Origin of the sequence: Streptomyces sp. NBC_00568, from assembly GCF_026341855.1 — a bacterium.
Classification (GTDB): domain Bacteria; phylum Actinomycetota; class Actinomycetes; order Streptomycetales; family Streptomycetaceae; genus Streptomyces.
The window spans coordinates 509,443-521,615 of record NZ_JAPENW010000001.1 but is presented as its reverse complement, the minus strand read 5'-3'; the positions used below and the strand labels follow the sequence as shown (position 1 = coordinate 521,615).

At 71.6% G+C, this 12,173-nt stretch carries 9 protein-coding genes and 1 pseudogene; 7 read left to right on the top strand and 3 right to left on the bottom strand.

Annotation, left to right across the window (positions count from 1 at the left end; translation table 11 throughout):
- Positions 1-257: 257 nt before the first annotated feature.
- Positions 258-503, top strand: a pseudogene (locus OOK38_RS02260) (amino acid ABC transporter permease); the annotation flags it as partial.
- Between the two features lie 48 nt (positions 504-551).
- Here the strand turns inward: OOK38_RS02260 and OOK38_RS02255 are convergent.
- A complete protein-coding gene (locus tag OOK38_RS02255) occupies positions 552-2,126 on the bottom strand; it encodes a CocE/NonD family hydrolase (protein WP_266763768.1) in 1,575 nt (524 codons plus the stop codon).
- 171 nt (positions 2,127-2,297) lie between these two features.
- Positions 2,298-3,104: a hypothetical protein gene (locus OOK38_RS02250; RefSeq protein ID WP_266763769.1), complete on the bottom strand. Its 807-nt coding sequence runs from the start codon at positions 3,102-3,104 to the stop codon at positions 2,298-2,300.
- A 103-nt stretch (positions 3,105-3,207) separates the two neighbouring features.
- On the opposite strand from OOK38_RS02250, the gene ggt reads away from it, so the two are divergent.
- Complete coding sequence (ggt, locus tag OOK38_RS02245; protein WP_266763770.1) at positions 3,208-5,019, top strand: gamma-glutamyltransferase; 1,812 nt, start codon at positions 3,208-3,210, stop codon at positions 5,017-5,019.
- A gap of 62 nt (positions 5,020-5,081) precedes the next feature.
- Here ggt and map read toward each other — a convergent pair whose 3' ends face one another.
- Positions 5,082-5,849, bottom strand: coding sequence for a type I methionyl aminopeptidase (gene map, locus OOK38_RS02240; RefSeq protein WP_266763771.1), 768 nt, complete (start codon positions 5,847-5,849; stop codon positions 5,082-5,084).
- 32 nt (positions 5,850-5,881) lie between these two features.
- Between map and OOK38_RS02235 the strand changes: the two genes are divergently transcribed.
- The 5 genes from OOK38_RS02235 to OOK38_RS02215 all read left to right on the top strand — a co-directional run bounded on the left by OOK38_RS02235 (position 5,882) and on the right by OOK38_RS02215 (position 12,037).
- Positions 5,882-6,136, top strand: a complete 255-nt coding sequence (locus OOK38_RS02235; protein ID WP_266763772.1) for a helix-turn-helix domain-containing protein — start codon at positions 5,882-5,884, stop codon at positions 6,134-6,136.
- A gap of 313 nt (positions 6,137-6,449) precedes the next feature.
- Entirely contained in the window at positions 6,450-7,385 is a 936-nt protein-coding gene (locus OOK38_RS02230) for an HAD hydrolase family protein (protein WP_266848074.1), read from the top strand.
- Positions 7,386-7,695: 310 nt separating this feature from the next.
- Positions 7,696-9,618, top strand: coding sequence for a hypothetical protein (locus OOK38_RS02225; protein ID WP_266848072.1), 1,923 nt, complete (start codon positions 7,696-7,698; stop codon positions 9,616-9,618).
- A gap of 296 nt (positions 9,619-9,914) precedes the next feature.
- A complete protein-coding gene (locus OOK38_RS02220; protein ID WP_266763775.1) occupies positions 9,915-10,757 on the top strand; it encodes a nitrilase-related carbon-nitrogen hydrolase in 843 nt (280 codons plus the stop codon).
- Entirely contained in the window at positions 10,754-12,037 is a 1,284-nt protein-coding gene (locus OOK38_RS02215) for an aspartate aminotransferase family protein (protein WP_266763776.1), read from the top strand. The genes OOK38_RS02220 and OOK38_RS02215 overlap by 4 nt, the downstream gene beginning before the upstream one ends.
- The last annotated feature ends 136 nt before the right edge of the window (positions 12,038-12,173 follow it).

Here is a 12,173-nt window from a genome sequence, read left to right as displayed (position 1 = left end):
CCGCCCGGGGGCCCGTCCCCGAACAGGTTCCCGACTGCCCTGCCACGCAAGGGATTCGGCACCTGATGGCGTGCACCCCGAAGCGGGCGTGCCGTCGCGCACGCCTCATCGCCCGCGCCAAGGAGGCCCAGCCGTACGGTCGTCGTGTCCCGAGCGGTGGCGATGCGCCGATCCTCACCGTCGGGAACCCGCCGTCGGAGCCCGTACTGGCCGTGAACCTCCTGGCCATGACGGCGTGGCAACGGTCCGCGCCCTTCACCTACGAAGAGTTCCTTCCCACCGGGAAGCTGATCGCGGCGAACCTCGACTACGATTTGCCGTTCATCCCCGTGGTGACGGTGATCTCGCCGATCTGCAACGGGATGTGCGTGTTGTTCTCCTGGTCCGCCCCGCGGGCGTCCCGGTGGGAGCGGCGCAGTCCCGAGACCGAGGCCGTGGTGGCTCCGGCCGAACCAGGGACGCTGCTGCCTGGTGGGGTTCCCCCCACAGCCCCGACACCGTAGGGGGAGCAGCAGCTCACAGGGCCAGGCCCGGCCGGCGGCAGCCGGAGATCACTGTTCGCGCAGGGGCACCGACACGTAGGACGGGTCGTGCTCGGGCGAGGAGAAGGTCAGCTGCGCGCCGGACGGGTTGTGCTCGATGTAGAGCGGGTCGACCGTGTCGACCACCAGGGCGAGACGATGCCCTGCCGGGACGTCGTAGGCCGTGGAGAACAACTTCAGGTCCACACCGAACGGCTTTCCGGGCGTCTGCCCGTGGAAGGTGTACGGCGCGTTGCTGACCAGCTTGCCGAGGCCGAGCGGGCCCACGTCGTAGAGGTAGGCGACGAGGGTGCCGCTCTCCTTGGTACCGGTGACCGTCGTGTGCAACCGGGCGGTGCCGCGGATGTGCTGGGCGCTCGTGTACTTCTCCGACTGCCACACCGCCGCCCAGTAGCGCGGCAGCAGCGGGATCGAGGCGACCGGCGGGATCCGCGTGAGCTGGTCGAGGATGCTGGACAGGAAGATGACCCCGCCGTCCGCGCCCGAGTCGACGTTCGTGTGGATCCTGGTGGTGCCCCCGAGGGCGATCTTCCTCGTGGTCGCGCCGATCGACTTCCAGTCGGGATAGCCCTCGTAGCCGCCTGTGGAGCGGGACTTGAGCTGGACCGGCTGTTCGCGGTCGATCCCGTTGTCCTCGCCCGCCAGATAGCGGTCGAACCAGCGGCCGGTGTCGGTCCACACGTCGTTGGGGAGCCCGAACAGGCCGGTCAGCTCGGCGGTGGCGTGGTCGCCGGGGCGGAACTCAAGCCGCTTGGGTCCGGTCAGCTCCTCGTAGAACGTGGCGTACTGGTTGGGCGAGAAGATCGTGTCGCCCCAGGTGTTGGCCATGAAGACGGCGGCGCCGTTCTTGTTGATCTGGTCGACGTAGGTCGAGGGGGAACGTTTCTTCCCCCAGTCGATCAGATCCTGCTCCTTCGACAGGTTCGAGGCGAAGAAGTCCTTGAACACCTGCTGGGTCTCGGCGCTGGGACGGCCGGTGATGTGCCCGACGCCGTTCAGCAGGGCGGCCGCCTGTACGTGCTCGGTACGGCCGGAGTAGATCGACTCGGTCAGGTCCGCCCAGCCGCTCAGTGCCGCGACCGCCTTGATGCGCTTGTCGTGCGCGGCGGCGAGCAGGCTGATTCCGGCGCCGTAGGACATGCCCGCCACGCCGACCTTGCGTGGATCGGCGGGAGTGTTCGCGAGCGCCCAGTCGATCACCTTGGACACGTCGGCCGTGTCGCGCGGCCCCGCGACCTCGATCTCGCCGCCCGACTGCCAGAAGCCGCGGACGTTGTAACTGACCACCACATAGCCGGAGTTCGCGAGCTTCTGGGCTTGCGCCAGATACTCGACCTGGGGCAGGCCCCAGCTTGTGGGCAGCACGATGAGCGGGTAGGCGCGGGTGCCGTCGGCTCCCGCGGGGGTGACGACATTGCCCTTGAGGGTCGTGCCGCCGTCTCCGGAGATGTCGACGAAGCGGACGCCGCTCGTGCCGCCCGCGGCCTGGGCGGCGGGGGCCAGGCCCAGGCCTGCGGCGGCGATGAGTGTCGCGGAGACGGCACCGACGGCGGTTGTGCGCAGGGGATTGCGACCGTGTCCCAACGGGTCACTCCTCACTCGGTCAGTGCAAAGTGACCCGACGGTAACCTCGGCGGCCTACCCGAAGTAACCCGTCGGTAAGTTACGTGCGGGTAACGATTGTTGAAGTGTGCATTTCATTGATCGGGATCCGGTCGACCCCGCGTCCGTGCGGACGGCCGGAAAGCGTCGGTGTCAGGTACGCCGACGCGACCGGGTCGTGGTCGGTGCCGCCGGGGTCCTCTCGCCCTCTTCGGGCTCCGGCGTCGTGGGCGGTGGCGTGGGCAACGGGGTCTGGGCGGCGCGGGTGACGTCCGCGACGACTTCGACGACATCGGGGCCGTACGCCTGGGAATTCACGACCTTCAGGAGCAGTACGAAGCTGTTGCTGCCGTGCTTGCGGGTGAGGCGTGTGTGGTTGCGGGCGAGATAGCGGGTCGCCGCCTGGTTGGTGATCGCGCGCTGGCCGCAGAAGAGGAAGACCGGTCTCGCGTCACGGGTCTGCCCCGCGGTCAGCCGGGCGAGGATCACGTACTCGGCCTTGCCCGGGTCCAGGCGGAAGCGTTCGCTGCCGATCTGGAAGGCGCCCCGGTCGGGCCCCGGCTCGGAATCGACGTTGACGCGTATGCCGGGCAGCAGGGAGTGCAGATGCGCGGCCATGCGCCGGTTCGACGACGGCCCGCCCACGCAGAACTCCGTACGTTCCCCGAAGCCCTGCTGCGTCGCGTCGTGCGCGATGACCTGGGCGTGCGCGCCGCAGTCCTTGATCAGTGCGGACAGTTCGAGAAGCGCGAACACGTCATGGCGCATCACTGTGAGCTCCGGGCCGCCCGCCTCGCGGTTCACCACCAGCAGCGACTCGGCGTTGTCGGGCAGCCCGAAGAACGCCTGCTTGCGGCGGAGCTTGCGCTTCCACAGATAGGTACGGGCGAGCCAGCCGAGCGCGGCACTGAGGCCGGTCGCCAGGACGCCGAGGACGATGTTGCGCACGTCGTCATTCATGGGCGCGCATGCTAGCGGGCTCCCGAAACGGCGTTCGAGGGGGCCTGACGCGGGCATGCCGGGGAAGTTACGCTGCGCAGACGGCTGTTGACTGGAGGTACGGATGCGTCGCCCACTTGCGCGGAATCTGGCGGTCTTGGCGGTTTCGGCCGCGGTGGTGTCGGTCGGTGCGGCGGCGCCGCCCGGGCCACCGGCCGCGGTCGCGAAGTCGTCCGCCGCGAAGGTGCCCGTCGCGGTCGGCTACGGCGGCGCCGTGGCGAGCGTCGACGCGGACGCTTCCGCCGCCGGCATCGAGGTCCTGAAGCAGGGCGGCAACGCCGTCGACGCGGCCGTCGCCACGGCGGCGGCCCTCGGCGTCACCGAGCCCTACTCGTCCGGCATCGGCGGGGGCGGCTACTTCGTCTACTACGACGCCAAGTCCCGTACGGTGCGCACGCTCGACGGGCGCGAGACCGCGCCCCTGAGCGCCGATTCCGGGCTGTTCCTGGAGAACGGCAAGCCGCTCCCCTTCGCGGACGCCGTCACCAGCGGGCTGGGCGTGGGCACACCGGGCACGCCCGCCACTTGGCAGACGGCCCTGGACGAGTGGGGCAGCAAGCGCCTGGGCAGCGTCCTGAAGCCCGCCGAGCGCATCGCCCGCGCCGGGTTCACCGTCGACGCGACCTTCCGCTCGCAGACCGAGTCCAACCAGGCCCGCTTCAAGAACTTCCCCGACACCGCGAAGCTCTTCCTGCCCGGCGGCGCGCTGCCGGTCGTCGGATCGACCTTCAAGAACCCCGATCTGGCGCGCACGTACGAAGAGTTGGGCAGGAAGGGGGCGGACGCGGTCTACGGCGGCAGCCTCGGCCGGGAGATCGTCCGTACCGTCAACAAGCCGCCCGTGGACCCGGCGTCCGGCTACAACGCCCGCCCCGGCAAGCTGTCCCTGGACGATCTCGCGGCGTACGAGGCGAAGCGCCAGGCGCCCACCAAGACCTCGTACCGCGGTCTGAAGGTCTACTCGATCGCACCTTCCTCCTCCGGTGGCACCACCGTCGGCGAAGCGCTCAACATCCTGGAGAAGACGGACCTTTCGAAGGCGAGCGAGGCGCAGTATCTGCACCGCTACATCGAGGCGAGCCGGATCGCGTTCGCGGACCGGGGCCGCTGGGTGGGCGACCCGGCCTTCGAGGACGTACCCACCAAGGGCCTGCTCTCGCAGAAGTACGCGGACGGGCGAGCCTGCCTCATCAAGGACGACGCCGTGCTGACGAGCCCGCTCGCGCCGGGCGACCCGAGCAGTCCCGCCGCCTGCGCCACCGCGGGGACGGCCGCCCCGACGACGTACGAGGGCGAGAACACGACCCATCTGACGGTGGCCGACAAGTGGGGCAACGTCGTCGCCTACACGCTGACCATCGAGCAGACCGGTGGCAGTGGGATCACCGTCCCGGGGCGCGGCTTCATCCTGAACAACGAGCTGACCGACTTCTCCTTCGCGCCGGCCAACCCGGCCGTGCACGACCCCAACCTGCCGGGTCCCGGCAAGCGTCCGCGCTCCTCGATCTCGCCGACCATCGTGCTCGACCGGTACGACAAGCCCGTCGTGGCGCTCGGTTCACCGGGCGGCGCGACCATCGTCACCACCGTGCTGCAGACGCTGACCGAGTTCGTCGACCGCGGCCTCCCGCTGGTCGACGCGATCGCCACGCCACGCGCCAGCCAGCGCAACGCCGCCCAGACGGAACTCGAACCCGGTCTGTACGACAGCCCGTTGAAGGCGCGGCTCGAAGCCATCGGCCACTCCTTCAAGGCGAACCCGGAGATCGGCGCGGCGACGGGCGTCCAGCGCCTCGCGAACGGCAAGTGGCTGGCCGCCGCGGAGAAGGTGCGGCGGGGCGGAGGTTCGGCCATGGTGGTGCGGCCCACGCCGTAGCGATCGAGCCGCGGGGCGGCTGGACGGCCCTTTCGCCCCGCGGCAGTCGACTCCCCGAGAGGTCAGCGCGCCGTCAGGATGCGAGGGCCCGCGTCCGTGATGGCCACCGTGTGCTCCGTGTGGGCCGCTCGGGAGCCGTCGTCGGTGCGCAGCGTCCAGCCGTCGGGGGCCGCGTGATAGCCGTCCGTGCCGCCGCCGATGAGCATGGGCTCGATGGCGAGGACCATGCCGTGGCGCAGGGGCAGTCCGCGGCCCGGACGGCCCTCGTTGGGGACGGGCGGGTCCTCGTGCATCCGGCGGCCCACGCCGTGCCCGCCGAAGCCCTCCGGGATCCCGTACCCCGCCGCGCGGCACACCGTGCCGACGGCGTGCGCGATGTCCCCGATGCGGTTCCCGACGACGGCCGCCTCGATCCCCGCGGCGAGGGCGCGCTCGGCGGTCCGTATGAGCCGCACGTCGGCGGCGCGCGGCTCACCGACGATGAAGCTGATCGCCGAGTCGCCCACCCAGCCGCCCAGTTCGGCGCCGAAGTCGATGGAGACCAGGTCGCCGTCGCGCAGCCGCTGGTCGGTCGGGATGCCGTGCACGATCGCGTCGTTCACGGAGGCGCAGATGACCGCCGGGAAGGGCGTGGGCGCGAAGGAGGGGCGATAGCCGAGGAAGGGTGAGCTCGCGCCCGCGTCGCGCAGGACCTGGTGCGCCACCTCGTCGAGCTCCAGGAGGGAGACGCCTACGTCGGCCGCCTCCCGCACCGCCGTGAGCGCCTTGCCCACGACCTGGCCGGCCGCGCGCATCTCGTCGATCGATGTGTCCGTCTTCAGTTCCACCATACCAATTACTATACCGGTATTAGAATGGGTCCATGGTGCGAACCCCCCTGACCCCCGAAGAGCGCGAACGCGGCGAACGGCTCGGCCGGTTGCTGCGGGAGGCCCGCGGCCGTCGCAGCATGGTGGACGTCGCCGGGGTGGCCGGAATCTCCGCGGAAACGCTGCGCAAGATCGAGACCGGGCGCGCGCCCACGCCCGCCTTCTTCACGGTCGCGGCGCTGGCGCGGGCCCTCGGGCTCTCGATGGACGACCTCGTCGTGCGGTGCGCGTTGGTGCCGGTGGTCTGACCGGCCTCCGTGCGCCGTCCGGGCGCCGCACGAGGATGGGTGTGTCATGCCCCTGTCGGCCGACCCGTTCGGCTGTCTCTGCCGGTCGTCCGCGTCGGCAGTCCGTGCCTGCCGGTGGCCGGTCGTCGATGGCCGATGGCCGGTCGGCGTGGTGGGGGCGGGCGCAGGGCCCTACTCCGTGGTTGCCGTTGCCGTTGGTCGCTGTCGCTGTCGCTGTCGTCTGCGTCTGCCGTCTGTCGTGGGTGGTCGCCGGATTGTTGAATTCACGGAATAATCACTTGTTGTCTACACGCGTAGTCATTAGCCTCCGGCCATGTCGAACACCAACGCCCGCTTAGGCGTGGCGACTTCGAACCAGCCGCCTTTCGGCGGGGCGCGGCTTTCCACCGGTCCGGAGGCCGCGGCCAGGCGCGGACGCCGCGTGCGCACGGTCGTGGGCCTCGTCTGCACCGACCTCGACGGCACCCTGCTCGACTCGTCCGGAGTCATCCGCGAACGCACCCTGAGCACGCTCGCGGAGGCGGGGCGGGCCGGCGTCGCCGTGGTGGGGGTGACCGGACGGCCCGTCCGGGACACCCTGGACCTGGCCCGGCGCTACGGGCTCACCGGGCCCGTGGTGTGCAGCAACGGCGCCGTGACCGTCGACGTCGCGTCGGGGCGGTTGCTGGACTGCCGGGGGTTCGGCTCCGGCGACGCGGCGGGGATCCTGCGCGCGGTGCGGGACGCGGTGCCCGGGATCGCGGTGGGTGTCGATTTCGTGTCCGGGCTCCGGCTGGGGGCCGCCTTCGCGCGGCTGGTGCCGAACAACTGGTCGCACCTGCCCCTGGAGGACACGTCCGCACCGGTGGACGGAGATCCCGTGACCAAGATTCTCGCCGCTCACCCGATGCTGCTCGTGGACGAACTGGCCGACGTGCTCGCCACGGTCGTCGGTGACCGCGCGGTGATCACCAGGTCCACCGGCGGCTTCCTCGAACTGTCGGCCCCCGGCGTGGACAAGGGGGAGGCGCTGCGCCTGCTCGCCGAGCGGCGCGGACTGCCGCTGGAACACACCGCCGCCGTCGGTGACATGCCGAACGACATCCCGATGCTGCGCGCGGCCGGGCTCGCCGCGGCCGTCGCCAACGCTCACGAGGACACCCTGCGCGCCGCCGACATCGTGCTGCCCAGCAACGACGACGAAGGCGTCGCCGCCCTGATCCGGCTGGTCCTGCCCCGGGCGCCCGCGGTGGAGGTGTGCCGCATCTGAGGCCACCCCAAGGTCCGCCGCTCTCGCGGGAGTTCGGGCTGCGGGCCCGCAGGCCGCCGCACGCGCGAGCGGCCCGCGCGCGCCGGCGCCGGCGGCCCTCGCGCGCAGGGTGCGATGGGTCGGCTTTCAACAAGCTGATGGGGGAGGGGCGTAGGGTCGCTCGACATCGGCGTGCCCGACGGGGAGTGCGCCGATGCGGTCCCGCCCTGAGGGCTCTGCGTCCGCTCCGAAAACTCCCTGTAGCCGTCCCGTAACACAGTTGGTGTTTTCTATCGGGGCGGAACACTCACGTCGGGCGGGGAGTTGGGTGATGGCTGTAGAACAACTCCCGGGACAGGTACTGGAGTTCGCCAGGTACCTGAACGGGCTGGTGGAACGACTGGACCAGAACGGCGGCTGGTGCGGAGTCTTCTGGCAACGCGATCCCGACGGGATGCGAGCCTGCCTCCAGGGCTGGGAAGTGCCGCCCTGGGACGTCGTGGAGGCGCTCCTGCAGGATGTCGGCGCGGGGTTCGGGGAGCGCGCCGCCGCTCAGGAGACCGAACGGGCCCGCGGCCTGCACGACGCCTCGCTGGCCGCGTACGACGCCCGTCCGGGCGGCCGGGACGCCCTCGGCGACCGCCTCGACGTCATGCTCCGTGAACAGCGCTACGCCGCCGAACGCCAGGCCGAGCTGGGCGGGCTGCTCCACTCGGCCGCCTCCCGGGAAGAGGCCGAGACGATCCGTCTGGACCTCGCCTGGGCCCAGGACGATCACGCACGCGCCAGCGCTCGCTGCACCGAGCTCCGTCACCGCATGGACAGCGTCGACCGCCGAGCCCTGCGCACCCGCGCGCAGGACGCGCTGAGCTTCCCGGCCCCCGCCGCCGGGGACGGCATGTGGGCCGGGCAGCCGGAGGGCTGGGCGGACCCGTCCGAAACGGGAAGCGCCCGGCGCGGCCCGGAGACGGGTGCTTCCGGCACGCATCCAAGCGCGCTTCCGGGCGGGCAAGCGGGCGTTCACGACATCGGTACGAGCTCCCTCGGCCGGACCCCGGAGCCGGGTCCCGGCGCCCGCCCGAGGGTCCCTGAGCAGGCGGGGCCCGTGTCTCCGCCGGTGGACCACGCACCGGGCGGCGAGGGGGCGTACATCCGGGGCGCCGCGCCCCTCTCGCCGGACGGGTGGACCCCGTCCCGCTCCGGCGCGTACGCCCCGGTCGAACGAACCGCCCCGAGCTCCGGTACCGACGCGTACGCCCCGTACGCCGGGCGTGAAGGGCCGTACACCGGGCGGGAGAGCGGGGGAGCCGGACAGGACGGCGGGGGCGCCGAGCACGACGGGCCCTACTCCGGGCGTGACGGCGGGGGAGTCGCGGGTGAAGGCGGGGGCGCGCCGCGTGTCCCACGGCAGCAGCGGGGCGCGAACGACCCGAGCATGCGCCCTGAAGACTCCTACGTGCCCCCTGAGCGCGCCGACCGCTCCCAGTCCACCCCCGAGCGCCCCGCGCCTCCCGCGCCGAAGCAACGCTCGAAGCGCCGCTCCCGGGGCAGCGCCCGCTTCGCCGGGATGGCGGAGCCGGACGCCGCGCCCACGGCCCTGCCGGAGACGGCGCCGGTGCTGCCCGCCCCGGCCGCGCCGAGCAGGCGTACACCGCGCGGCGCACGCTTCGCGGGGGCCGCCGAGGAACCCGTGCGCCCGCGGACACGGCCGGAGCCGGTGGACGAGGACGCGCGACGGCTCACCGCGGACACCATCGGGACACTCACGCGACTGCGCGGCGAAGGCCGCAGCGGAGAGGCGCACGCCCTGCTCGTCGAGGCGGCGTACTGGCCCGCCGCACGATTCCCCCTGCTCGCCGCCGAACTGCACCGCGCCGGGCTCGACGCGGACTGGGCCACCCTGCTGTGGGAGGCGGCCTCGCTGCCCGCCGACCGCCTGGTCGCCGCGGCCGACGCGCTCACCGCCGCCGGCCGCACCCCCGACGGCCGGCAGATGCTGCGCCAGGGCGTCTCCCGGCCCGCACCCGAGATCGGGGCCGCCGTACTCGACCTCGCCCACCAGGGCCGTCGGCGTGAGCTCGACGCGCTCCTCGACGCGTACGTCCGTGTGCGCGCCCCCGAGGAGGCCGCCCGCAGCGCCGAGGCGGACCCCCATCGCCTTGTGCCGCTCCTCCTGGAGGCGGCCCGGAGCGTGTCCGACGAATGCCACTGGGACCTGCTCCACGCCTTGCGCGTCGCCGGCCTCACCGCGTGACCGCCGGCTCCGGGCGCGGTCGCGCGGCCCGGCCGCCCGGCCCCGCGGGCGGCGGCGGAACTCGGCCGCCGGGCCCGCCGGGCGGCGACGCCGGGCGGCGGTCCCGTCCTCCGATCGGCCCCACCGGCCGGGGCCACCGGCCACGTCACTCACCCGTGGGGGTCAGAAACGTGATCGACTCAGCGGGTTAACGACGATGGTCTTGGCAAGGCTGTCCGGGGGGCTTACTTTCGAGCCTCTACAGCCTTTGTCTACGGGCGTAGAGGCTCTCTGACGTCCCGTCGAAGGAGCAGCTCATGGCCAACGTCGTACGCGCCGCCCTGGTCCAGGCCACCTGGACCGGCGACACCGAATCCATGGTCGCCAAACATGTGGAGCACGCCCGCGAGGCGGCCCGGCAGGGTGCCAAGGTCATCGGGTTCCAGGAAGTCTTCAACGCCCCCTACTTCTGCCAGGTCCAGGAGCCGGAGCACTACAGCTGGGCGGAGCCGGTTCCCGACGGGCCCACCGTCACCCGTATGCGGGAGCTCGCGCGCGAGACCGGCATGGTGATCGTCGTACCCGTGTTCGAGGTCGAGCAGTCCGGTTTCTACTTCAACACGGCGGCCGTGATCGACGCCGACGGCACCTACCTCGGCAAGTACCGCAAGCACCACATCCCGCAGGTGAAGGGCTTCTGGGAGAAGTACTACTTCAAGCCCGGCAACCTCGGCTGGCCCGTCTTCGACACGGCCGTCGGCCGGATCGGCGTCTACATCTGCTACGACCGCCACTTCCCCGAAGGCTGGCGGCAGCTCGGCCTGAACGGCGCCCAGCTCGTCTACAACCCCTCCGCCACCTCCCGCGGCCTCTCCGCCCATCTCTGGCAGCTGGAGCAGCCCGCGGCGGCCGTCGCCAACGAGTACTTCATCGCCGCGATCAACCGGGTCGGGCAGGAGGAGTACGGCGACAACGACTTCTACGGAACCTCGTACTTCGTCGACCCGCGCGGCCAGTTCGTCGGCGAGACGGCGAGTGACAAGGCCGAGGAACTCATCGTCCGCGACCTGGACTTCGACCTCATCGAGGAAGTACGCCAGCAGTGGGCGTTCTACCGCGACCGGCGCCCCGACGCCTACGAAGGGCTGGTGCAGCCATGACCGACCTGTACACCCGCCACCAGGCCGTCCTGCCCGACTGGCTAGCCCTGTACTACGAGGACCCGATCGAGATCACCCACGGCGAGGGCCGCCACGTCTGGGACGCCGACGGCAACAAGTACCTCGACTTCTTCGGCGGCATCCTCACCACGATGACCGCGCACGCCCTGCCCGAGGTGACGAAAGCGGTCAGCGAGCAGGCCGGCCGGATCATCCACTCCTCGACGCTCTACCTCAACCGGCCGATGGTCGAACTCGCCGAGCGCGTCGCCCAGTTGTCCGGCATCCCCGATGCCCGTGTCTTCTTCACCACCTCCGGCACCGAGGCCAACGACACGGCCCTGCTGCTCGCCACCGCTCACCGGCGGAGCAACCAGATCCTGGCGATGCGCAACAGCTACCACGGCCGGTCGTTCAGCTCGGTCGGGATCACCGGCAACAAGGGCTGGTCACCGACTTCCCTGTCACCGCTCCAGACGCTGTACGTGCACGGCGGCGTCCGGACGCGAGGCCCGTACGCCGACCTCGGCGACGACGAGTTCATCGCCGCGTGTGTCGAGGACCTCAAGGACCTGCTCGGGCATGTCCGCCCGCCCGCGGCGCTGATCGCCGAACCCGTCCAGGGCGTCGGCGGCTTCACCGCACCCCCCGACGGCCTGTACGCGGCCTTCCGTGAGGTCCTCCAGCAGCACGGCATCCTCTGGATCGCCGACGAGGTGCAGACGGGCTGGGGCCGCACCGGCGAGCACTTCTGGGGCTGGCAGGCGCACGCCGCCTCCGGCCCGCCCGACATGCTCACCTTCGCCAAGGGCATCGGCAACGGCATGTCCGTCGGCGGTGTCGTCGCCCGCGCCGAGATCATGAACTGCCTCGACTCCAACTCCATCTCGACCTTCGGCGGTTCACCGGTCACGATGGCGGCGGCGCTCGCGAACCTCACCTACCTCCTCGAACACGACCTCCAGGGCAACGCCCGGCGCGTCGGCGGCCTGCTCATCGAACGGCTCCGCGCGGTCGCCGCGCAGTTCGACGGGGTGCGCGAGGTGCGCGGGCGCGGACTGATGATCGGCATCGAGCTGGTCGAGCCCGGCACCGACCGGGCGAACCCCGAAGCGGCCGCGGCCGTACTCGAAGCGGCCCGCGAGGAAGGCCTGTTGATCGGCAAGGGCGGCGGTCACAACACCAGCGTGCTGCGGATCGCACCGCCGCTCTCCCTGACGGTCGCGGAGGCCGAGGAGGGCGCGTCGATCCTCGAACGCGCCCTGAGGCGCGCCCAGTAGCAGATCGTGAGCAAGGGCGAGCGAGCCGATGGGGCGCCCGGTGTCGAAAACCCGACGTGCGAAGACCCGAAGGGCTGAGCACGCGTCGAGTCCTCGGCACCGGCCGCAGCCTCCGGAGGCGAACCGAGCCACAGAA